This is a genomic window from Falsiroseomonas bella, from assembly GCF_003173615.1.
Classification (GTDB): Bacteria; Pseudomonadota; Alphaproteobacteria; order Acetobacterales; family Acetobacteraceae; genus Falsiroseomonas; species Falsiroseomonas bella.
Map to the genome: position 1 here is coordinate 123371 of NZ_QGNA01000001.1, position 21402 is coordinate 144772.

Consider the following 21402-nt stretch of genomic DNA (forward strand, 5'->3'; position numbering starts at 1 on the left):
CTTGATGAAATCCGCTACATCAATATTCGCTTAATAAGCGACGAGGGCGGTAGCCGCGGGTGCCCGGGCCGGCGCTGGGAGGGTAGCGCGGCGGGCATGGCCGGGCGTGCCGGCCGGTGGAGAGGGCATCAACCGTCGAGGTAGCGGCGCGTGAGATGCGCGGTGAAATCGCCGGGGTCGAGCGGCCTGCCCGTGGCCGCGCGCAGCAGGTCCTGGAAGCCGAGGCGCGCGCCCTGGCCATGCACCCGCAGGTTCAGCCAGCGCATCATCGCCGAGAGGTCGCCCTTCGCCAGTTGTGCGTCCAGTTCCGGCATATCGCCGCGGATCGCCGCCATCAGCTGCGCCGCGGCCATGGCGCCAAGGGTGTAGGACGGGAAATAGCCGAAGGCGCCGTCGTGCCAGTGGATGTCCTGCAGGCAGCCCTGCGCATCGTCCGGCGGCACGATGCCGAGCAGCGCGCGCAGCCCCTCGTTCCAGGCCTGCGGCAGGTCCGCGACCGCCAGCGTGCCGCCGATCATCGCGCGCTCCAGCCGAAAGCGCAGGATGACATGGGCGGGATAGGTGATCTCGTCCGCGTCCACGCGGATGAAGCCGCGCCCGACGCGGCGCCACAGCCGCGCCAGGTTTTCCCGGCAGGCGATGCGGGTGGAGAGGCCGAATTCCTGGCGCAGCCGCCCGGCGAGGAAGCCGAGGAAGGCATCCGAGCGGCAGGCCTGCATCTCCACGATCAGGGACTGGGATTCATGCGCCGCCATCCCCGCGGCCTCGCCCACCGGCTGGCGCGCGAAGCCCGCGGGCAGGTGGCGTTCGTACATCGCGTGGCCGGTCTCGTGCAGCACGCCGAGCAGCGCCTTGGCGGGGTTGTGCTCGTCGTAGAAGGTGGTGATGCGCACGTCGGACGGGTTGCCGCCGCAGAAGGGATGCAGCGATTCGTCGAGCCGCGCATGGCTGAACTGCAGGCCCACGCGCTCCGCCATCTCGCGGCAGAGCGCGCGCTGCGCCGCCACCGGGAATCTTCCTTCAAGCGGCAGTGGCGCCGGCCGCTGTGCCTGGATCGCCTCGGCGCGCGGCAGCGCCTCGGCCAGCCAGGATTCATAGGCGGCGAAGACCGGCTCGACATCGGCGGCCGTGACGCCGGGCTGGTAGCCGTCCATCAGCGCGTCGTAGGGGTCCATGCCGAGTGCGGCGCCGAGGGCCTGCGCGATCTCCCGCTGCAGGGCCACCACCTCGGTCAGCGCCTTGCGCACCTTGCCGAAGTCGGCATCGGCCTTCGCCTCCCGCCAGACCATCTCGCAGGCCGAGTTGGCGCGGCTCGACGCCTCCACCAAAGCCACCGGCAGCGCGGTGGCGCGCGCATGGGCGCGGCGCATGAGGGCGAGGTTCGCGCCGTCCCATTCGCCATCCGCCGTCGCGGCCGCGAGATCCTCGGCGACCTGCGGCGCCGTGAGAAGCTCGTGCGACACGCCGGCCAGCGCGGCGAGCTGTTCGCCGCGCGCATGGCCGCCGCCGGGCGGCATCATCGCGCTGGCGTCCCAGTGCAGGATGCCCGCGGCCTCGTTCAGCGCGCCGATCCGCGCGAAGCGCGCCTTCAGGCGGTCATATGCGGCGTTCATGCCTCGCGCTCCGTCGCGTTCGGTTCGGGCCGGCGGAGCGCGAAGGCGGCGAGGACGCCGACCAGCGACAGCGCCAGCCCGTACCAGGTGATCGCATAGCCCAGGTGGTTGTTCGTCGGTCGCGGCAGCGTGCGCGCCGGATCGGGCAGGCCGCCGCCTTGCGTGCCGAGCGCGACAAGGCCGTAGGGGGCGACCTCCGCAAGGCCGAGCGCCCGCCCGATCGCCGGCGGGTCGAAGGTGTAGAAGCGGCGCCCGGCGGGATCGTCGGTGGCGGAAAACCAGTTCGGGCGGTCGCCCGGATGCACCCAGCCTTCCAGCGTCACCTCGCCTTCCGGACGGGCGATGGGGCGGTCGTTCTGCAGGGGCACCCAGCCGCGATCCACGAGGATCGGCGGCGCGCCCACGCGCAGCAGCGGCGTGACGAGATGGGCGCCGAGCACGGGGCCGCGCACCTCGAGCCCGAGCAGCGCTTCCTTCGTGTGGTCGAAGCGGCCGGTGACGCGCACCTTGGCGAGCATCTCCGGCGGCCCTGCCAGCGGCGCGGCGGGCGCGGCCTCGCTGGCCGCAATGCGCGCGATCAGGTCGTTCTTCCAGGCGAGCCGCTGCACCTGCCAGGTGCCGAGGAACAGCAGCAGGCCGAGCACGGGAATCGAGGCCAGGACGGCGATCAGGACAGGGCGGCGCATCGGCCCGTCATGTGGTGCGGCGCGCAGGCCGCCGCCATGTCGCGCGGCGGCTCATCGCATCCCGGCCGCGCGATGGCGCCACTGCGCCCAGATCAGCGCGGCCTTGGCGATGCGCATGGTCAGGACGGAGCCGGGCAGCAGCACGAGCGGCCACAGCACCAGATGGACCCAGAAGGGCGGCTCCAGCCGGAACTCGACGAGGAAGGCCCCAATGACGGTCAGCGCGCCGAGCAGGAAGATCGCCGCCACGGCGGGACCGTCGCCGGCATCCTGCTGCGAGAGATCGAGGCCGCAGACGGTGCAGGAGGGCGCGACATCGAGCAGCCCGCGGAACAGCGCGCCCTGTCCGCAGCGCGGGCAGCGGCCGGCCAGCGCGACCCGTGGAAATGGCGCGACCCCGCCCGCGGGTGCGGACGGGGTCGGTTCACCATTCATGATCGGCGGCGGGCCATCGGCCCGCGCCCGGCGTCTGAGGGCAGCACTCAATGATGCGCGATCTGGCCGGCGCCCCACCAGTAGATGAAGATGAAGAGGAACAGCCAGACCACGTCCACGAAGTGCCAGTACCAGGCCGCCGCCTCGAAGCCGAAGTGGCGTTCCGGCGTGAAGGCGCCGCGGATCGCGCGCACCAGGCACACCGCCAGGAAGATGGTGCCGACGATCACGTGGAAGCCGTGGAAGCCGGTGGCGAGGTAGAAGGTCGAGGGATAGATGCCGTCGGTGAAGGCGAAGGGCGCGACCAGATATTCGTAGGCCTGGAAGGCGCTGAAGCTGAGGCCGAGCAGCACGGTCAGCGACAGGCCGATGATCAGCGAGCGACGGTCGTTGTTGAGCAGCGCGTGGTGCGCCCAGGTCACCGTGGTGCCCGACAGCAGCAGGATCATGGTGTTCAGGAAGGGCAGGCTGAACGGGTCGAAGGTGTAGACACCCGCCGGCGGCCAGATCGCCTTCTCCGCGCCGGAGACATGCTCGGGGAACAGCGCGAAGTGGAAGTAGGCCCAGAAGAAGGCGACGAAGAACATCACCTCGGAGGCGATGAACAGCACCATGCCGTAGCGCAGGCCGAGGCGGACCACCGGGCTGTGCAGGCCGGGGGTGTTGCTCTCCTTCAGCACGTCGCGCCACCAGAAGAACATGGTCGCGAGCACGGCGAGCAGGCCGAGGGCGAGCAGCCACCAGCCGCCGCCATGGGCGATGAAGATGATGCCGAGGACCAGCGCGCCGCCGGCGAAGGCGCCGGCGATCGGCCAGGGCGAAGGGTCCACCAGGTGGTAGGGGTGCTTGTAGGGGCTGGCGCCCGTTTCGCTGTGGCTTGCCATCGCTCGTCCTGGGTGGTCGCGGCGGGGTTCGGCCCCGGCCTTTGGTGGTGGATGAATCCCGCAAGATGCGGGGCGGATCAAGGGTTCTGGCGGCGTCAGCGCACCACGGTCGGCGCTCCGGTCGGCGCCCCCTGGCGGCCGACATGCGGCCCGGCATTGGCCAGCGCGCCGGAGCGCTCGGCGTCATGCAGGCTGCGGTGGAAGGTGTAGTTCACGGTGATGGTGCGGATGCCGCGGGTGTTCGGATCCTCCGCGATGCGGGGGTCCACCCAGAAGGCGAGCGGCATGTCCACCTGCTGACCGGGCTCGAGCGTCTGCTCCTCGAAGCAGAAGCAGGCGGTCTTATGGAAATACTTCCCCACCACCTCGGGCGTGACGTTGTAGGTGGAGATGCCCGTCGCCGGCCGGTCCGAGAGGTTGCGCGCGTGGTAGAAGCCCATCGCCTCCTCGCCGACGCGCAGCTGCACGGAAGGCTGCGCCGGTTCGAAGCGCCAGGGCAGCTGCGGCTGGGTGTTGGCGTTGAAGCGCACGGTGACGACGAAGTCGCCCGGCGCCGCCGGCGCCTGCTGGCCGATCATCGGCGTGCCGCCGAAGCCGGTCACGCGGCAAAACAGGTCGTAGAGCGGCACGGCGGCGAAGGAGACGCCGACCATGCCGAAGACGACGCCGAAGGCCGCGCCGGCGACGCGCCTGTTCCGCCTTGCGACCAGGGCCTGACGAGAGGCGTCCATGCTCACCCCCGGAGAATCCGCGCCATGGAGATGAAGTAGAACAGCACCACCAACCCGACGAGCGTCAGGAAGATCGCCCAGTTGCGGCCGCGACGCCGCTTCTCGAAGGCGGTGCGTTCCTCGGGCGTCATGCGGCGAAGGCCATGCGGTCCACCGCGAGCGCGGCGAAGAGCGCGAAGAGGTAGTAGAGCGAATACTTGAAGGTCGCGCGCGCCGCGGCGTCGTTGGCGAGGCTCCGCCCGGCCGCGTCCTGCGGTTCGTTCAGCACGCGCCAGGCGTGGAACAGGAAGCCCGCCCCGAGCAGCGCGGCGACCGCGGCATAGGCAGGGCCGGCGAAGCCGACCAGCCAGGGCGCGAGCGTCACCGGCACCAGCGCGACGGTGTAGACCATCACCTGCCGCCGCGTTTCCCTGGCGCCGTGGGTGACGGGCAGCATCGGCACCTTGGCGCGCGCGTAGTCGCCATGCGCCCAGAGCGACAGCGCCCAGAAATGCGGCGGCGTCCACATGAAAATTATGGCGAAGAGGATGAGCGGCACCAGCGTGACGTCGCCCGTCGCCGCGGCCCAGCCGATCACCGGCGGGAAGGCGCCGGCGGCGCCGCCGATGACGATGTTCTGCGGCGTGCGCCGCTTCAGCCACATCGTGTAGATCGCGACGTAGAAGAAGATCGAGAAGGCGAGCCAGCCCGCCGCGACCCAGTTCGTCGCAAGGCCCATCACCGCGACCGAGGCGGCGGACAGCACCAGGCCGAAGCCCAGCGCCTGTCCCGGCTCGATCCGGCCCGAGGGGATCGGGCGGCGCGCGGTGCGGCGCATCAGCGCGTCGATGTCGCGGTCGTACCACATGTTGATCGCGCCTGCCGCGCCCGCGGCGACCGCGATGCAGAGGATCGCCGCGACGCCGAGCACGGGATGGATCGGCGCCGGCGCAACCAGCAGGCCGACCACGGCCGTGAAGACCACGAGCGTCATCACCCGTGGCTTGAGGAGCGCGATCCAGTCACGCACCTCGGAGAGATCGGCGGATGTGTCGAGGGGGGCTTGCGCCCCCCTCGGGTCGATGGCGTGGCCGCTCATCCGTTCCTCGTCGCCCGTGCGTCAGCGCACGCGGGGCAGCTCGTCGAAGGTGTGGAAGGGCGGCGGCGAGCTCACCTGCCATTCCAGCGTGGTCGCGCCCTCGCCCCACGGATTGTCGGCCGCCTTCGCGCCCTTCGCGAAGGTGACGTAGAGCACGTAGAAGAAGAACAGGAACGACGCGACGGAGATGTAGGATCCGATCGAGGCGATCACGTTCCAGCCGGTGAAGGCGTCCGGGTAGTCCGGGTAGCGGCGCGGCATGCCCTGGTTGCCCAGGAAATGCATCGGGAAGAAGGTCAGGTTCACGCCTGCGAAGGTCAGCCAGAAGTGGATCTGGCCGAGCTTCTCCGGATACTGGCGGCCCGACATCTTGCCAAGCCAGTAGTAGATGCCGGCATAGATGCCGAACACCGCGCCGAGGCTCAGCACGTAGTGGAAGTGCGCCACCACGTAGTAGGTGTTGTGCAGGATCTGGGTGATGCCGGCATTGGCCAGCACGACGCCCGTCACGCCGCCCACGGTGAACAGGAAGATGAAGCCGATCGCGAAGAGCATCGGCGTCTCGAAGGTCAGCTTGCCGCCCCACATGGTGGCGATCCAGCTGAAGATCTTGATGCCGGTCGGCACGGCGATGACCATCGTCGCGGCCATGAAGTAGGCGCGCGTGTCCACGTCGATGCCCGAGGTGAACATGTGGTGCGCCCACACGATGAAGCCGACGAAGCCGATCGCCACCATCGCATAGGCCATGCCGAGGTAGCCGAAGACCGGCTTGCGGCTGAAGGTCGAGACGATGTGGCTGATGATGCCGAAGGCCGGCAGGATCATGATGTAGACTTCGGGGTGGCCGAAGAACCAGAACAGGTGCTGGAACAGCACCGGGTCGCCGCCGCCGGCCGGGTCGAAGAAGGCCGTGCCGAAGTTGCGGTCGGTGATCAGCATGGTGATCGCGCCGGCGAGAACCGGCACCGCCAGCAGCAGCAGGAAGGCGGTGACCAGCATGGACCACACGAAGAGCGGCATCTTGTGCAGCGTCATGCCGGGCGCGCGCATGTTGAAGATCGTGGTGATGAAGTTCGCCGCGCCGAGGATGGAGCTCGCACCCGCCAGGTGCAGCGAGAACAGCGCGAGGTCCATCGCCATGGACGGGTGGTAGGTGTTGTCGGTCAGCGGCGGATAGATCGTCCAGCCGCCGCCGGGGCCCTCGCCCACGAAGAGCGACGCGCCGAGCATCAGGAAGGACGGCACCAGCAGCCAGAAGCTGATGTTGTTCATCCGCGGGAAGGCCATGTCCGGCGCACCGATCATGATCGGCACGAACCAGTTGCCGAAGCCGCCGATCAGCGCGGGCATGACCACGAAGAACACCATGATCAGGCCGTGCGCCGAGACGAAGGAGTTCCACATCTGGCCGTCGGCGAAGATCTGCATGCCCGGCTGCTGCAGCTCGAGCCGCATCAGGAAGGACAGGCCGACGCCCAGGATCGCGGCGATCAGCGCGAAGCCGATGTAGAGCGTGCCGATATCCTTGTGGTTCGTGCTGAACAGCCAGCGTTGCACGAAGCCGGGCTTGTGGTCGTGGTGGTCGTCGTGGGCGTGCGAGGCGGTCGCCATCGGGGTCTGTCCGATCCTGGGCTGGGTGGGGGCGGCCTTAGCGGCGCGCCTCGGCGAGGGTGGTGGTGGAGGCTTCGGCGGGGGCGCGCTCGGCGAGCGCGGAGGGCGGCGGGCCGGGCGGCAGGCCCTGGGCGAAGCGCGTGCGCGCCTGCTCGGCCCAGGCGTTGAACTCCTCACGCGGGACGGCGCGGACCTCGATCGGCATGAACCAGTGGTTCACGCCGCAGATCTGGTTGCACTGCCCGTAGTAGACGCCGGGGCGGTCGGCGCGGATCCAGGTTTCCAGCGTGCGGCCGGGGATCGTGTATTTCTGCACGCCGAGGGAGGGCACGAAGAAGCTGTGGATCACGTCCTGGCCCGTGGTCAGGATGCGCACATTGGCGCCGACGGGAACGACCAGCGGGTTGTCCACCGAGAGGTTGCGGATCTGGCCCTGGCCAAGCTCGCCCTGCGCCACCGGGTAGCTGTCGAAGGTGAAGTTGCCGTGGTCGGGGTAGGCGTAGTGCCAGTACCACTGACGGCCCTGCACGTTGATCGTCATCTCCGCGTCCACCGCGCGGTCCTGGTAGTAGATCAGGCGGAAGGACGGGATCGCGATCACCACCAGGATCAGCACCGGCACGACCGTCCAGGCGATCTCCAGCATGGTGTTGTGGCTGGTGCGGGTGGGGTTCGGGTTCGCCGCGGCGCGGAAGCGCCAGATCACGTAGACCAGCAGGATGGCGACGAAGATCGTGATCGCCACGATGATCCAGAAGACCAGGCTGTTGAAGGACGAGATCGCGTCCTTGATCGGCCCGCCAGAAGCCTGCAGCCCCATGCCCCAAGGGGTCGGCGCGCCGACCATGGGCGCTTCCGCCTGCGCCAGCGCCGCCCCGGCGCCCAAGGCCAGAAGGCCGAACGCCATCGCGGCAGCCCCGCAGATACGGGCCACCCGTCCCATCAGCACGCCGATTGCCTGCCTCATCCTGCCGTCCCGCCGGCGCGACGGATCGCCGCGCTCTTCCTCAAACCGTGATGGGCCGGGCGTTTGCCCGGCGCACGGGGATCCTTCCGCTGCTTCGGCGGTCGTGCTCCCCACAGGCGACCTATAGAAGCGCCTCCCGCACCGCACAAGTGAGGCGGAGGCGTCTTCCGGCAAGCGGCGGCCGCCAAAACCTGCCTCATTTGTCAAGGAGTTGCGCGGCGACGTCAGCCGCCGGGCGCCGCCTCGGCCTCGACCTCGCCTTCGGCGACATGATCCACCATGTCGGTGAGCATCGAGCGGATATGGCTGTCGCCGACGACGTAGAACACCTGCCGTCCGCGCCGCTCCGCCTGCAGCAGCCGCGCCGCGCGCAGCAGCCGGAGATGGTGCGAGACCAGCGAGGCCGAGAGGTTCAGCCCGTCAGCCATGTCGCCGACCGAGACCGGCGCGTCGAGGCTGGCCAGGATGATGCGCAGGCGAGTCGGGTCGCTCATCAGGCGGAACATCTCCGCCAGTTCGACCACCTGGTCCTCGCCGATCCGCGCCCGCACGCCCATCGCGCTGTCCTGTTGCCACTTGCCAGCATCATGCGCGCGGGGTCGCGCGTCCAGCGGCACTTGACGCGACCGGTCGCGTGCCCAATCTGCCGCCCCAAGGCAAGTGTTTGAAAATAAAGGAACATCTGAACAGATGAACAGGGATCACGTCTCGACAGCCATACATGTGAACAGGAGTTCATGTGTTGGCCGCCGCGCGCTCCTCGGCACACTGGCCGCCGCCCTCCCCCTGCCGGCCCTGGCCCAGGCGCGCCCGGGGCGCAGCGTGGTGGCGACCGTCGCCATGGTGGGCGACGCGGTGCGGGAGGTGTCGGGCGGGCGCGTCCGCGTGGAGACGCTGATCGGCGAGGGCGTTGACCCGCATCTGTTCCGTCCGACGCGGTCCGACATCTCACGGCTGCTGTCGGCCGATGCGGTGTTCGGCGTCGGACATCGGCTGGAAGGGCGGATGGGCGACGTGATGGAGCGCGTGCGCCAGGCGGGGAAGCCGGTCGTGCTGCTGGCCGAATCGCTGCCGCGCGACCGGCTGCGCGCCAACCCGGACTACCCCGACGCGGCCGACCCGCATGTCTGGATGGACCCGACGCTCTGGGCCGATGCCGCGAAGGCCGTGGAGCCCGCCCTCAACCGGCTGGTTCCGGATGCGCGGGAGGCGATGACGGATAACCTGGCGAGCTTCCGCGCCCGCTGCGCCCGGCTCGACACCTATGCGAAGGAGGTGCTCGGCACGGTGCCGGAGAATGCGCGGCTGCTCGTCACCGCGCATGACGCCTTCAGCTATTTCGGCGCACGCTACGGCTTCGCGCTGGAGAGCATCCAGGGCCTCTCCACCGAGGCCGAGGCGAACCTCGCCGCGATCGAGGCGCTGGTGACAAAGCTCGTCGAACGGCGCGTGCCGGCGGTCTTCGCCGAGACCTCGGTGCCGGATCGCGCGGTGCGCGCGCTGATCGAGGGCGCGGGCGCGCGCGGCCAGCGCGTGGCGCTTGGCGGCAACCTGTTCTCCGACGCGATGGGCCGGGCCGGCACCTATGAGGGCACCTACGAGGGCATGCTGGACCACAACATCACCACCATCGCCCGCGCGCTGGGCGGCCGTGCGCCGGATCGCGGACTGAACAGCCGGCTCGCAGCATGAACCCGCCCGCACCGCTGGAGGTCCGGCACCTGACGGTCGCCTATGGCGAGAAGCCGGCGGTATGGGATGTCACCTGGTCGGCGCCCCCTGGCCTGACGGCGATCGTCGGGCCGAACGGCGCGGGCAAGTCCACCCTGCTCAAGTCGGCGCTCGGCCTGGTGCCGGCGCTGTCGGGGGAGGTGCGGTTCTTCGGGCGGCCGCTCGACACGGTGCGCGACCGCGTCGGGTACCTGCCGCAGCGCGCGTCCGTGGACTGGGACTTCCCGGCGACCGCGCTCGACGTGGTGTGCATGGCGCGATACCCGCGCATGCGCTGGTGGGGCCTGGTGCCGCGCCGGGACAAGGAAGCCGCACGCGCCGCGCTGGCGCAGGTGGGCATGGCCGATTTCGCCGACCGGCAGATCGGCAGGCTTTCCGGTGGCCAGCAGCAGCGCGTGTTCCTGGCCCGCGCGCTGGCGCAGGATGCCGACCTCGTGCTGATGGACGAGCCCTTCGCGGCGGTGGACGCGGCGACGGAGGCGGCGATCGTCGCGGTGCTGCGCGAGCTGGCGGCGAAGGGGCGGCATGTCGTGGCCGTGCATCACGACCTCGGCACGGTGCCGGAGTATTTTTCCTCCGTCCTGCTGCTGAATGCGCGGGTCTTCGCGGCGGGGGCGGTGCAGGACGTCTTCACCAACCGCAGCATCGCCGCGACGTACGGCGCGCGGCTCGCCGTGCTGGACGAGGCCAGCGTCGGCGCCGGGGCGGTGGGGGCGTGATCGCCTACAACACGCTCGTCGTCCTCTCGGGCTGCGCGCTGCTCGGCGTCGCCGCGGGCACGGTCGGCACCTTCGCGCTGCTGCGCGGCCGGGCGCTGGTGGCGGATGCCGTGGGGCATGCGGCGCTGCCGGGCGTCGCGGTCGCTGCCCTGATCGTCGCACTGGTCGGCGCCGATCCGCGCGCGCTGCCGCCGCTGCTGGCGGGTGCGGCCATCGCCGGTCTGCTCGGCGTGCTCGCGGTGCAGGCGCTGACGCGCACGCGCCGCATCCGGGAGGACGCGGCGATCGCCATCGTGCTCTCGGCCTTCTACGCGGCGGGCGTCGCGCTGCTCTCCTGGCTGCAGACGCTGCCGGGCGCGGCGCAGGCGGGGCTTTCCAAGTTCATCCTGGGCCAGGCGGCGGCGATGCGGGCGGAGGACGCCTATATCGCCGCGACCGTCGCCGCGACCTGCCTGGTGCTGGTGCTGCTGGCCTTCCAGCGCCTTCGCGCCGTCGCCTTCGACATGGATTTCGCGCGCGTGCAGGGGCTGCGCACAGACCGGACGGACCTGCTGCTGCTCGCGCTGATCGTGCTGGTCTGCGTCAGCGGGCTGCAGGCGGTGGGGCTGATCCTGGTGGTGGCGCTGCTGGTGCTGCCGGCGGCCACCGCCCGGCTGCTGACGCACCGCCTGCCGCGCATGCTGGCGCTGGCCGCCGGGTGCGGCGCCCTGGCCGGGGCGGCGGGCGCCTGGGTTTCCGCCATGCGGCCGGAGGTGCCGACGGGTGCGGCGGTGGTGCTGCTCGCCGCGCTGCTGTTCACGCTGGCGCTGCTCTTCGCGCCGGAGCGCGGCCTGCTCGCCCGTCTCTGGGTGCTGCTGCGCCGGCGGCTTGCCGCCGACACGGAGCATTTCCTGCGTGCCGCCTGGGAGGCGCAGGAAGCCGCGGGAGCCGGGCCGGGCACGGCGGGCGACCGCTGGGCGCCGATCGGCGCGGTCGCCGCGGCGCGCGGCTGGAGCGCGGGGAAGGCCGCGCGACTCGCCGCCTGGCTTGCGCTGCGTGGCTTGGTCGCCCGCGCGGAAGGCCATGTGCATCTGACGCCGCGCGGCGCCACCCTCGCCCGCCGCGCCGTGCGGGCGCATCGCGCGGTGGAGCACCACCTGCTCGCCGCCGGCACCGCTGACGCCGACTCGGCAGACCGGCTCGCCGACCTGCTGGAACACGGGCTGCCTCCCGAGATGGCCGCACGCCTGCTGCCGGAGCCCTCGGCGCTGCCGGCGAGCCCGCATGCGCTGGGCGCCGGGCGATGACGCTGCAGGATTTCCTGATGCTCGACCTGCCGCCGCTGCTGGCGGCGATGCTGGCCGGCGGCACCTGCGGGCTGCTCGGCTCCTTCCTGCTGCTGCGACGCGAGAGCCTGATCGGCGATGCGCTGTCGCATGCGGTGCTGCCCGGCATCGTTCTGGGCTTCGCCTTCACCGGGGCGCGGGCGGGGCTGCCGATGCTGCTCGGCGCGATGCTGGCCGGCCTTGCCGCCGTGGCGCTGATCGCCGTGGTGCAGAAGGCGGCGCGACTCGATCCGGGCGCGGCGATCGGCGCCGTCTTCACCACCTTCTTCGCCGTCGGGCTGGTGCTGCTGGAGGTGACCGGCGCGCGGAGCGTGGATCTCGACCTCGACTGCGTGCTGTTCGGCCAGTTGGAGACGCTGGTCTGGACGGAGGGGCGCGACCTGGCGGCGCTGCTCGATCCCGCGGCGCTCGCGGCGCTGCCGCGCCAGCTCGGCCTGATGGCGGGGGTCGCGCTGGTCGTGGCGGTGGCGGTCGCGGCCTTCTGGCGGCCGATCAAGCTGGCCTGCTTCGATCCGGCCTTCGCGCGCGCCATCGGCCTGCCGTCCCGCAGCATCGAGCTCGCCCTGGCGCTGCTGGTGGCCGCGGCGGCGGTGGCCGCCTTCGAGGCGGTGGGCTCGATCCTGGTGGTGGCGCTGCTGGTCTGCCCGGCGGCGGCGCTGCGTCTGATGACGGACCGCTACACGGTGCAGGTGCTGGGCGGGGCGGGGCTCGGCGCGCTGCTGGGCGCCGTGGGCTATGCGCTGGCCGGACCGGTGCCCGCGGCGCTCGGTGTCGATCTGGCGCTCAACGCGGCCGGGGTGATCGGGACGCTCGGCGGGCTGGTGGTGGCGGCCGCCGCGCTGCTGCGGCCGCGGCGGCGTCCGGCCGCGGCTGCGATCACGGCCTGAGTCGCGGCCTCAGGCCGCGAGCGCCATCGCCGCGTGGTTGCGCACGCGCACGAGGGTGAACAGCCCGGCCGGCTGGCAGGGCTCCATCGCCTCCACCCGGACCTGGGCGGGGTCGAGCAGGTCGGACAGGGCGAAGTCGGGATGCCAGCCGAGCAGCCGCGCGAGCGGCGCCATGGAGCGCTCGGCCCACCAGCGCAGTCCCGACTCGGCGGCGAAGTGGTTCACGAAGAGCAGGTCGCCGCCGGGGCGCACCACGCGCGACATCTCGGCGAAGAGCGTCTTGGCGTTGGGCACGACGGAGGCGGTGAACATCGCCACCGCGATGTCGAAGCTGCCATCGGCGAAGGCCATGCGCTCCGCGTCCATCTCGCAGAGGCCGACAACCTGGGAAAGACCTTCCTGCCGGACGCGCTGGGCGGCCTTCTCGAGCATCTCGCGCGAGAGGTCCACGCCGACCACGCGCTTCTCGCGCCGGTAGCGCGGCAGGGCGAGGCCGGTGCCGACGCCGACCTCCAGCACGCGGGTGCCGGGCAGGCGGTTCACCTCCTCCACGGCGCGGCGGCGGCCATGGGCCGAGACGCCGCCGAAGACGACGTCATAGACGCCCGCCCAGCGGCGATAGGCGTCACGGACGCCTTCGGCGTCGAGGACGGCGCGGGGGTGGTCACGATCGGGGATGTCGGTGCGGATGCTCATGCTGGCCCGTTCCGGAAGCGCGGTGCTAGGGCCAACCGGCCGCCGGCGCAAGCGGATCATGAAGGTCGCGTTGCGGTTCCGGGCTCGGGGCGGCGCCCGCCGGGCAGGGCGACCAGCACCCCGCCCGCCGCGATCACCGCCGCGCCGAGCAGGGTCCAGCCATCCGGCCAGTCGCCGAAGACCAGCACCCCGGCCAGCCCCGCCCAGACCAGCTGGCTGTAGGACATCGGCGCCAGGACGGAGGCCGGGGCGCGCGCGAAGGCCAGGATCAGCAGGCTGTGCCCCGCCGCGCCGAGCGCACCCAGCAGCAGCATCCAGGGCAGGTCCGAGAGCGGCGGGGTGACCCAGACGAAGGGCTGCGCGAGGGCCGTGAGCGCGCAGGCCGCAAGGCTGGTATGCACGAAGGTCGTGCGCGGGTCGTCCACCGTGGCAAGCCTGCGGGTCAGCAGCTGGTAGGCCGAGTTGGCGACCGCGGTGACCAGCGGGAGCAGCATCGCCCAATGCAGCGGCTCCCCGGTGAGGAAGGGCGGGCGGATCGCCACCATCACGCCCGCGAGGCCAATCGCCACGCCGAGCCAGCGCCGGGGCGAGACGCGCTCCCCCAGCCAGAGCGCCGCGGCGGCGACGGTCAGCACCGGGGCGGCGAAGATCACGGCCGTGGCGTCGGCCAGCGGGATGTGGATCAGCGCGAAGGAGAGCGCGGCATTGGCCACCGCAAGCATGGCGCTGCGCAGCGTCTGCAGCAGCGGTGCGCGGGACCGCCACGGCACCCCGCCATCCAGCAGCCACAGCGTGACGACGACCACCAGCGTGTGCGCCACGAAGCGCACGAACATCAGCTGCGGCACCGGATAGAAGGCGACCAGCACCTTCAGCAGCGCATCCATGGCGACGAAGAGCGCGAGCGCCACGAGCTGCAGCAGAACGCCCTGGAGGGTGCGGGACATCCGCCGCACTCTGGCAGGCCCGGGCGCGCCGTCCAGCGCGCCGGAAGCGGGTCAGGCGTGCCCGGCGACGCCGGAGAGCAGGGCGGGGTCCACCTGCAGCTTGGCCAGCGCCTGGCGCCAGAGGCCGCCTGGATCGGCGGAGAACAGCAGCGCCTCGTCCGCCGGCACGGACAGCCAGGCATTCTGCTGGATCTCGCTTTCCAGCTGGCCGGGGCCCCAGCCGGCATAGCCCAGCGCCAGGAAGCCCTCGCGCGGGCCGCCGCCGCCGGCGATCGCCTTCAGGATGTCCACGCTGGCGGTGAGGACCAAGCCGGGGCGGACCTTGAGGCTGCCCTCGGTCTCCCAGTCCTCGGTGTGCAGCACGAAGCCGCGGCCGTTCTCCACCGGCCCGCCCGACATCAGGCGGATGCGGCGCTGCGGCGGCACCGGGTCGAGGTCGAGCTGCTTGAGGAGGTCGTCGAAGGACAGCCCGTCCAACGGCTTGTTGAGCACGATGCCCATCGCCCCCTCGCCGGAATGGGCGCAGAGGCAGATCACGCTGCGGGCGAAGCGCGGGTCCTGCATGGTCGGCATGGCGATCAGGAGCTGGCCGGTCAGCCAGCCCTCGCCGCCGGGAGCGCCGGGAAGGGCACCTCGGCGACCGGCAAACGGCTTCCTGGGACTCTGTCTGGCCATGCACGGAAGATGGCGGCGGCCGGGTGGCCCCGCAAGGACGCTCCGTGATCCGCCGGACCCCTCCCCGCATGGACGACCGGCCAGGATCCGATCTAGATGCGGGCGCAACCCCGAGACCTCCGGAGAGAACGCGATGACCATCAAGGTGGGCGACCAGATCCCGTCGGCGAAGATCATGCAGGCCACCGCCGAAGGCCCGAAGGAGGTGGACACCGCCGAGCTCTTCGCCGGCAAGACGGTGGTGCTGTTCGGCGTGCCGGGCGCCTTCACCCCCACCTGCTCGGCCAAGCACCTGCCGGGCTTCGTGCAGCATCACGACGCGCTGAAGGCCAAGGGCGTGGACCTGATCGCCTGCATGGCGGTGAACGACGCCTTCGTGATGGGCGCCTGGGGCAAGGACCAGGGCGTGGACGACAAGGTCGTGATGCTGGCCGATGGCTCGGCGGCCTTCACGAAGGCGATGGGCCTCGTGTTCGACCTGACGGCACGCGGCCTTGGCCTGCGCTGCCAGCGCTTCGCCCTGGTGGCGAAGAACGGCAAGGTCACGCACGTCGCCGTCGAGCAGCCGGGCGCCTTCGAGGTGAGCAAGGCCGAGGCGGTCCTGGCGGCGCTCTAGCCGTGGCACGGCGCGCCCGCGGCACAACGCCGCCGCCGGGCGACTACGCGCTGCTGGCCTGGCAGGCGAGCTGGGTCTTCGCGCTGCGCAGCGCGCAGCTCTGGACCCAGCCGGCCGAGGCGGCAGGCGCCCTGGCGGAGATGGCGGCCGAGAAGCATCGCGCCTTCGCCGCCGGCGCCGTCGCCGCGGGGCGCGCGGCGATGGCCGGCACGCGCCCCGACCTGGTCGCCGCCGCCGCCCTGCGGCCGGCGCGGCGACGTGTCGCGGCCAATCTGCGCAAGCTCACCCGCGCGAGAACTTGATCCGGCGCAACGCGCCGGTCCGGCTGCAGGGCCATGCTGTTCCCTCCAAGTGACAGAACCGGAGGGCTGCATGGACGGAACCTGGCTTGAGGATCCCTGGGCGGTGGATCCGGCGGTGTTCGCCGGCTTCGCGGAACCGGCCTCGCGCCTGCGCTTCCTGCTTGCCTATGCCGTCCTCGCGCCGTCCGGCCACAACACCCAGCCCTGGCGCTTCCGCCTGCGCGACGATGCGACGCTGGAGATGCTGGCGGATCGCAGCCGCGCCCTGCCGGTGGTGGACCCCGACGACCGGGAGCTGACGATCTCCTGCGGCGCGGCGCTGGGCAATCTCCGCTGCGCCGCGGCGGGCCTGGGCGAGGCGCTCGCCGTCGAGGTGCTGCCCGATCCCGCCGATCGCGACCTGATGGCCCGCATCCATGCGCTGGGCCCGTGCCCGCCCGCGGTGGGGAGCGCGCCGCTGCTGCGCGCCGTCACCGCCCGCCGCACAAGCCGGCAGGTCTACGACCCGGACCCCGTGCCGGAACCGCTGCGCCTCGCGGCCATCTCGGCGGCGGAGCGCGAGGGCGATGCGCGGCTGCACTGGGTGGAAGCGCGGCGCGAGCGGCATGCGCTCGCGCTGCTGATCGCCGAGGGCGATCGCGCCCAGATGGGCGATCCGGCGTTCCGCGGCGAGCTCGCCACATGGATCCGTTCGCGCCACAGCGCGCGGCGCGACGGCCTCTCGGCGGCGGGCTTCGGCATGCCTGACCTGCTCTCCGGCGTCGCCGCGATGGTGCTGCGCCGCTTCGACATCGGCAACGGCCAGGCGGCGCACGATTCGACGCTGGCGGAGGGCGCACCGGCGCTTGCCGTCCTCGCCACGCCGGGCGACACGCCGCGCGACTGGATGGCGGCCGGAGAGGCGCTGGAACGGCTGCTGCTGGCGCTGACCGCCGGCGGCCTCACCGCGTCCTACCTGAACCAGCCCATCGAGGTGCCCTGGCTGCGGCCGCGCGTGGCGGAGGCGGTGGGCGCGGCGATGCCGCAGGTCCTGCTGCGCATCGGGCGTGGCCCGAAGCCCGCGCCTTCCGCGCGCCGCCCGGTGCATGAGGTCTTGTGCGAGGCCTGACGCGCCGCGATGTGACTGCCGGAACGTGGCAGGCCCGGCAGGAGAGCGGCATGGACGAGCGCAGGATCTGGGTGGTGTGGGGCGGCGTCTTCACCGACACGAGCTTCACGCGGCTCGATCCCGGCACGGAGGAGCTGCACGGCCCCTTCCACGACCTGGCGAGTGCGGAGCGCGCCTGGCGCGACCACATGCGGCGGAAGGTGGACATCGCCACGCACCGGCTGTTCGTGATGGAAGCGCGCGCCACGCCGCCGGGCGCGTAGCGCGGACGGGCGACTACGCCAGCATGCTCACATGCGCGGCCACAACCCGCCAGCCGAGGCCGGGCAGGCGCGCCCAGCTCTGGCTCTGCCGCCCGACCTTGCCGTTGCGGTGGAACAGCGTGTTGGCGGTGGCGAAGTCCCGGCCATAGGTGGTGATCACGGTCCGATCCAACTCCCGCGCCAGGCCCGTCGAAGGGCGGGCGGCGCGAAAGGCCTGGATCTCCGCGGAGCCGTAGAGGTTCTCGCCGGCGCCGTAGCGGATGGTGTGCGGGCTGTCCCAGAACAGCTCATCCAGCACGGCGACGTCGTTCGTCACCAGCGCCTGCTCGTAGCGGGCGAAGGCGGCGGAGACCTCGGCATGGGTCTCGGGGTGGTTGATCTCCATTCAGCGCTCCGGCGGGCTGGGTGAGGCGACGACGCCGGCGCGTTCCAGCGCGGCGGCGACGCGGAAGAGGTGATCCTCGCGCCAGGGCGCGGCGATGAGCTGCACGCCGATGGGCAGGCCGTTGGTGGTGCCGGCGGCGGCGGGATCGGCGAGCGGCACGACCATCGCGGGCAGGCCGATGGCGGAGATCGGCTGGCTGAAGGCGCCAAGCGCGGGGCGCAGCGGGATGGCGGCGCCGTCGATCTCGATCATGTCCTGGCCGATCGGCGTGGCGGCGAAGGGCGTGGCGGGGGTGATGAGCACGTCCGCCTCCTCGAATAGCGCGAGCGCCTGTTCGCGGAAGGCGGCGCGGAGGCGCTGCGCCTGCGCCAGCCAATGCGCCGGCAGCAGCGCGCCGGCGAGGAAGCGGTCGCGCGTCATCGGGTCGAAATCGTCGGGGCGCGTGCGCAGATCCGGCAGATGCAGGTTCGCGCCTTCCGCCATGGTGATGATCACCGCGGCGGCGCGGACCTGCGCGGCGAGCGGGAGTTCGACGCGCGCCGTCGCATCCAGCGCGCGCGCCACGATCTCCGCCGCGGCGAAGCATTCGGGGAGGCCGTTGGCGGCGAAGTGCCCGCCGAGGGTGGCGATGCGCAGGCCCTTCGTACCCACGGAAAGGCGCGGCATCACCGGCTCCTTCGCGCGGCGCTGCTGCACGGGATCGTCCGTGTCGCTGCCCTGCAAAGCGTCGTAGGCCAGCGCCAGATCGGCGACGTCGCGCGCGAAGGGGCCGACATGGTCGAAGCTGGCAGCGAAGAGATACGCGCCCTGGCGCGAGAGGCGACCATAGGTCGGCTTCAGCCCGAAGATGCCGCAGAGCGAGGCCGGCACGCGGATGGAGCCGTTGGTGTCGCTGCCTAGGCTGAGCGGCACGAGCCCGGCAGCAACAGCCGCCGCCGAGCCGCCCGAGGAACCGCCCGCGATGCGCGTGGTGTCGTGCGGATTCCGCGCCGGACCGTAATGCGTGTTCTCGGTCGTGAAGCCGAAGGCGTATTCGTCCATGTTCAGCGCGCCGACGCAGATCGCCCCCGCGGCGCGAAGCTGGCGCACCAGGAAGGCGTCGCGCGATGCGGGCGGCGCGCCCTTCTCGATGACCGATCCCGCCAGCGTCGTGACGCCTTCGAGATCGAACAGATTCTTCACGGCGAAGGGCACGCCGGCGAGCGGGCCGGGGCTGCGATCCGCGGCGATGGCGGCGTCCACGGCCTTCGCATCGGCGCGTGCGCGGTCCGCGATGACGGCGGTGAAGGCGTTGATTGCGGGGCTGCGCGCGGCGATGGCGTCGAGTGTCCGTTCGACCGCTTCGGCGGCGCTGAGCCTGCCCGCGCGGATCGCTGCGGCGGTGGCGGCGGCCTTCATCGCGGCGCGGCGACGAAGACCGGCGCGGGCTCGTCGGTCGGCGTCAGCGGAACCGAGTCGACCACGGAAGCGGCGCGCGCGGCGACGCGGAGGTTCTGCACGACGCCGGGCAAATGGCGGTCCTGCAGCGTCAGCCCGATCAGCGCGGCGGCCTGGCGAGCATAGGTCTCGAGGTCGGGCTCGGAGGTGGTCATGCGGGCCGGTCCGTTCGCTTTTGCAGCGCAGCATCCTGCCTAAGCGGGCCGGGTTGGAAAAGGGCGCTTCTCCCTCCCCCGCTGTGCGGGGGAGGGCCGGGGTGGGGGCGGTGCGCCCCTACTCCGGCGCGCCGGCGAAGCCGAGTTGCTTGCGCGTCTCCGTATCGGACCGCAGCGTCTGCCGGCGGGTCGCGGCGTTCATCGCCTCCGCGCGCCATTGCGCCACGCGCCGCAGCAGCGCGACGCCGCCGCCCGGCACCGCGCGCGCGACATGGCCGAGCCGGCCGCCGCCGAATTTCGCGAAGAGCTCGTCCTGCAGGCAGACGATCGCCTCGAAGCTGCCGGGATTGCCCTGCCGCGCGCCGCGGCCGATCAGCTGGCGGTCGATGCGCGGGCTGTCGTGATACTCCGCCACGATCACATGCAGCCCGCCGAGCTCCTCCACGCCTTCGCCGAGATGGATGTCGGTGCCGCGGCCGGCCATGTTGGTGGCGACGGTGATGCGGCCGCGCTCCCCGGCGCGGGCGACGATCTCCGCCTCCTCCTTGTCGAAGCGGGCGTTCAGCACGGTGTGCGCCAGGCCGCGCGCCGCGAGACGTTCCGAAAGCGCCTCCGACGCCTCGACGCTCTTCGTGCCGATCAGCACGGGGCGGCCCGTGGCGCTGACCCTGCGCGCGGCTTCGGCCACGGCGTCCCATTTCGATGCCATGTCGGCGAACAGCTTGGCGCCGAGATCCTGGCGGCGGCTGGGCTTGTTGGTGGGGATGCGCGCGATGGGCAGGCCGTAGACGGCGCGCAGCTCGCCCGCCAGCTCCCAGCCCGTGCCGGTCATGCCGGAGAGGCGCAGGTAGCGGCGGAAGAAGCGCTGGTAGGTGATGCGGGCCAGCGTCTCCCGCCTTCCGGTCAGCTCGACGCCTTCCTTCTGCTCGATCAGCTGGTGCAGGCCGCGTTCCCAGGTGCGGCCTTCGGCGATGCGGCCGGTGTATTCGTCCACGATCTGCACCTTGCCCTCGGCCACGACGTATTGCTGGCCGCGGAGGAAGAGGTGCAGCGCGGACAGCGCCTGCTCGGCCAGCTCCTCTCGCGCGCGGCGGATGCCCCAGAGGCCGCCGCGCAGGCGCGTATCCTCCTCCACGCGCGCCTTGCCGGCTTCCGTGAGGCGGATCAGGCGGCGCGCGGGCAGCCGCTCGTAGTGCTGCCCTTCCGTCAGGCGGGAGGCGACTTCGAGCGCGAGCGCATAGGTCGCGGCCTCGTCGTCGCCCTCGACCTCGGCGGAGATGATCAGCGGCGTCCGCGCCTCATCCACCAGCACGCTGTCTGCCTCGTCCACGATGGCAAAGCCGAGGCCGCGCAGCAGCAGCGGCTGCGCGAAGCGGTCGCGCAGCATCGCCTGCACGGCGCGCCCGGCGCGGTCGCGGCGATGGCCGAGCGCGATGCGGTCGCGCAGGTAGTCGAAGGCAATCTCCTTGTTCGCGCCGTAGGTGATGTCGGCCTCATAGGCCTTGCGGCGCTCGTCCGGTTTCTGGCCGTGGCGGCAGATGCCCACCGTCAGGCCGAACAGCTCGTAGAGCGGGCGCACGATCTCGGCGTCGCGCTCGGCCAGGTAGTCGTTGACGGTGACGACATGCACGGGCAGGCCGGCGAGCGCGGCCGCGATGGCGGGCGGTCCGGCGGTGATGGTCTTGCCCTCGCCCGTCGCCATCTCCGCGAGCCAGCCTTCCACCAGCGCGCGGCCGCCCATGAGCTGCACGCGGTAGTGGCGCTTGCCAAGGACGCGGCGGCTGCCCTCGCGCGCCAGGGCGAAGCAGCGCACCAGCAGGTCGTCGCGCAGGCCGTGGCGCAGGAAGAGCGGGCGCAGCGCCTGCGCGGCATCCTTCAGGCGCTCGTCGCTGAGCGGCTGCACCTCAGGCTCCGCCGCGTCCACGCGGTCGCAGAATTTCTCGAGCATGCGGCGGCGATGGCCGAGGCTGCGCGCCGTCACCTCGCCCCAGGCCATCAGCGCGCGATCGGCCAGGTTGGGATCGCGCTCCGCGCGTTCGGGATACGGCCCGGACTGGCGTTCCTCGGTGCGCCAGGGCTTGAGCCGTTCGTGGCTCATTGTCAGGCGGCCCGCCGCTCTTCAGGCGGGCCGAGGGCGCGACGGGTTCC

At 71.9% G+C, this 21402-nt stretch carries 25 protein-coding genes; 8 read left to right on the forward strand and 17 right to left on the reverse strand.

The features are described 5' to 3' along the window. Positions 1-128 precede the first annotated feature (128 nt). The 10 genes from DFH01_RS00660 to DFH01_RS00700 form a co-directional block, all read right to left on the reverse strand. Positions 129-1613 carry a carboxypeptidase M32 gene (locus DFH01_RS00660; protein WP_109868483.1) on the reverse strand — a complete coding sequence of 495 codons (1485 nt, stop codon included), beginning with the start codon at positions 1611-1613 and terminating at the stop codon, positions 129-131. Next, positions 1610-2299 (reverse strand): SURF1 family protein, encoded by a 690-nt coding sequence (locus DFH01_RS00665; protein WP_109868484.1) that lies wholly within the window; start codon positions 2297-2299, stop codon positions 1610-1612. The genes DFH01_RS00660 and DFH01_RS00665 overlap by 4 nt, the downstream gene beginning before the upstream one ends. Before the next feature lie 51 nt (positions 2300-2350). Further along, positions 2351-2734, reverse strand: a complete 384-nt coding sequence (locus DFH01_RS00670) for a DUF983 domain-containing protein (protein ID WP_109868485.1) — start codon at positions 2732-2734, stop codon at positions 2351-2353. Positions 2735-2781: 47 nt separating this feature from the next. Beyond that, a complete protein-coding gene (locus tag DFH01_RS00675) occupies positions 2782-3618 on the reverse strand; it encodes a cytochrome c oxidase subunit 3 (RefSeq protein ID WP_109868486.1) in 837 nt (278 codons plus the stop codon). Positions 3619-3713: 95 nt separating this feature from the next. Next, positions 3714-4349: a cytochrome c oxidase assembly protein gene (locus tag DFH01_RS00680; RefSeq protein ID WP_109868487.1), complete on the reverse strand. Its 636-nt coding sequence runs from the start codon at positions 4347-4349 to the stop codon at positions 3714-3716. Between the two features lie 2 nt (positions 4350-4351). Continuing rightward, the gene (locus DFH01_RS28950; protein ID WP_269846192.1) at positions 4352-4480 is read right to left on the reverse strand and encodes a cytochrome c oxidase system small membrane protein; all 129 of its coding nucleotides are present in this window, start codon (positions 4478-4480) and stop codon (positions 4352-4354) included. Then, positions 4477-5427 carry a heme o synthase gene (locus DFH01_RS00685; RefSeq protein ID WP_109868488.1) on the reverse strand — a complete coding sequence of 317 codons (951 nt, stop codon included), beginning with the start codon at positions 5425-5427 and terminating at the stop codon, positions 4477-4479. Before DFH01_RS00685 ends, DFH01_RS28950 begins: the two co-directional genes overlap by 4 nt. Positions 5428-5448: 21 nt before the next feature. After that, positions 5449-7041 carry a cytochrome c oxidase subunit I gene (ctaD, locus tag DFH01_RS00690; protein WP_109868489.1) on the reverse strand — a complete coding sequence of 531 codons (1593 nt, stop codon included), beginning with the start codon at positions 7039-7041 and terminating at the stop codon, positions 5449-5451. A gap of 37 nt (positions 7042-7078) precedes the next feature. Beyond that, positions 7079-8008: a cytochrome c oxidase subunit II gene (gene coxB / locus DFH01_RS00695; protein WP_109868490.1), complete on the reverse strand. Its 930-nt coding sequence runs from the start codon at positions 8006-8008 to the stop codon at positions 7079-7081. A gap of 224 nt (positions 8009-8232) precedes the next feature. Further along, a complete protein-coding gene (locus tag DFH01_RS00700; protein ID WP_109868491.1) occupies positions 8233-8565 on the reverse strand; it encodes an ArsR/SmtB family transcription factor in 333 nt (110 codons plus the stop codon). A gap of 133 nt (positions 8566-8698) precedes the next feature. Here DFH01_RS00700 and DFH01_RS00705 point away from each other — a divergent pair, with 133 nt between their 5' ends. The 4 genes from DFH01_RS00705 to DFH01_RS00720 are packed head-to-tail and all read left to right on the forward strand — an operon-like array spanning position 8699 to position 12670. Then, positions 8699-9700: a metal ABC transporter solute-binding protein, Zn/Mn family gene (locus DFH01_RS00705; RefSeq protein ID WP_109868492.1), complete on the forward strand. Its 1002-nt coding sequence runs from the start codon at positions 8699-8701 to the stop codon at positions 9698-9700. Then, entirely contained in the window at positions 9697-10458 is a 762-nt protein-coding gene (locus DFH01_RS00710) for a metal ABC transporter ATP-binding protein (protein ID WP_109868493.1), read from the forward strand. Before DFH01_RS00705 ends, DFH01_RS00710 begins: the two co-directional genes overlap by 4 nt. After that, positions 10455-11744 carry a metal ABC transporter permease gene (locus tag DFH01_RS00715; protein ID WP_158287558.1) on the forward strand — a complete coding sequence of 430 codons (1290 nt, stop codon included), beginning with the start codon at positions 10455-10457 and terminating at the stop codon, positions 11742-11744. The genes DFH01_RS00710 and DFH01_RS00715 overlap by 4 nt, the downstream gene beginning before the upstream one ends. Further along, a complete protein-coding gene (locus tag DFH01_RS00720; protein ID WP_109868494.1) occupies positions 11741-12670 on the forward strand; it encodes a metal ABC transporter permease in 930 nt (309 codons plus the stop codon). Before DFH01_RS00715 ends, DFH01_RS00720 begins: the two co-directional genes overlap by 4 nt. Positions 12671-12679: 9 nt before the next feature. On the opposite strand, the gene DFH01_RS00725 is transcribed toward DFH01_RS00720, so the two are convergent. The 3 genes from DFH01_RS00725 to DFH01_RS00735 are packed head-to-tail and all read right to left on the reverse strand — an operon-like array spanning position 12680 to position 14988. Further along, positions 12680-13366, reverse strand: a complete 687-nt coding sequence (locus tag DFH01_RS00725) for a class I SAM-dependent methyltransferase (protein ID WP_109868495.1) — start codon at positions 13364-13366, stop codon at positions 12680-12682. Between the two features lie 56 nt (positions 13367-13422). Continuing rightward, a complete protein-coding gene (locus DFH01_RS00730) occupies positions 13423-14313 on the reverse strand; it encodes a DMT family transporter (protein ID WP_109868496.1) in 891 nt (296 codons plus the stop codon). Between the two features lie 51 nt (positions 14314-14364). Continuing rightward, the gene (locus DFH01_RS00735; protein ID WP_109868497.1) at positions 14365-14988 is read right to left on the reverse strand and encodes a YqgE/AlgH family protein; all 624 of its coding nucleotides are present in this window, start codon (positions 14986-14988) and stop codon (positions 14365-14367) included. A 133-nt stretch (positions 14989-15121) separates the two neighbouring features. Here DFH01_RS00735 and DFH01_RS00740 point away from each other — a divergent pair, with 133 nt between their 5' ends. From DFH01_RS00740 to DFH01_RS00755, 4 genes are all read left to right on the forward strand, one after another. Further along, a complete protein-coding gene (locus DFH01_RS00740) occupies positions 15122-15604 on the forward strand; it encodes a peroxiredoxin (protein ID WP_109868498.1) in 483 nt (160 codons plus the stop codon). Between the two features lie 2 nt (positions 15605-15606). Beyond that, entirely contained in the window at positions 15607-15906 is a 300-nt protein-coding gene (locus DFH01_RS00745) for an antibiotic ABC transporter (RefSeq protein WP_109868499.1), read from the forward strand. 70 nt (positions 15907-15976) lie between these two features. Then, entirely contained in the window at positions 15977-17014 is a 1038-nt protein-coding gene (locus tag DFH01_RS00750; protein WP_109868500.1) for an Acg family FMN-binding oxidoreductase, read from the forward strand. Positions 17015-17064: 50 nt separating this feature from the next. Further along, positions 17065-17277, forward strand: coding sequence for a DUF4170 domain-containing protein (locus tag DFH01_RS00755; RefSeq protein WP_109868501.1), 213 nt, complete (start codon positions 17065-17067; stop codon positions 17275-17277). A 13-nt stretch (positions 17278-17290) separates the two neighbouring features. On the opposite strand, the gene hpxZ is transcribed toward DFH01_RS00755, so the two are convergent. From hpxZ to DFH01_RS00775, 4 genes are all read right to left on the reverse strand, one after another. After that, entirely contained in the window at positions 17291-17662 is a 372-nt protein-coding gene (gene hpxZ, locus DFH01_RS00760; protein WP_109868502.1) for an oxalurate catabolism protein HpxZ, read from the reverse strand. After that, positions 17663-19060, reverse strand: a complete 1398-nt coding sequence (locus DFH01_RS00765; protein WP_109868503.1) for an AtzE family amidohydrolase — start codon at positions 19058-19060, stop codon at positions 17663-17665. It abuts the gene before it with no gap. Continuing rightward, a complete protein-coding gene (locus DFH01_RS00770) occupies positions 19057-19254 on the reverse strand; it encodes a DUF4089 domain-containing protein (protein ID WP_109868504.1) in 198 nt (65 codons plus the stop codon). Before DFH01_RS00770 ends, DFH01_RS00765 begins: the two co-directional genes overlap by 4 nt. 118 nt (positions 19255-19372) lie before the next feature. Beyond that, complete coding sequence (locus tag DFH01_RS00775; RefSeq protein ID WP_109868505.1) at positions 19373-21352, reverse strand: preprotein translocase subunit SecA; 1980 nt, start codon at positions 21350-21352, stop codon at positions 19373-19375. Positions 21353-21402 lie beyond the last annotated feature (50 nt).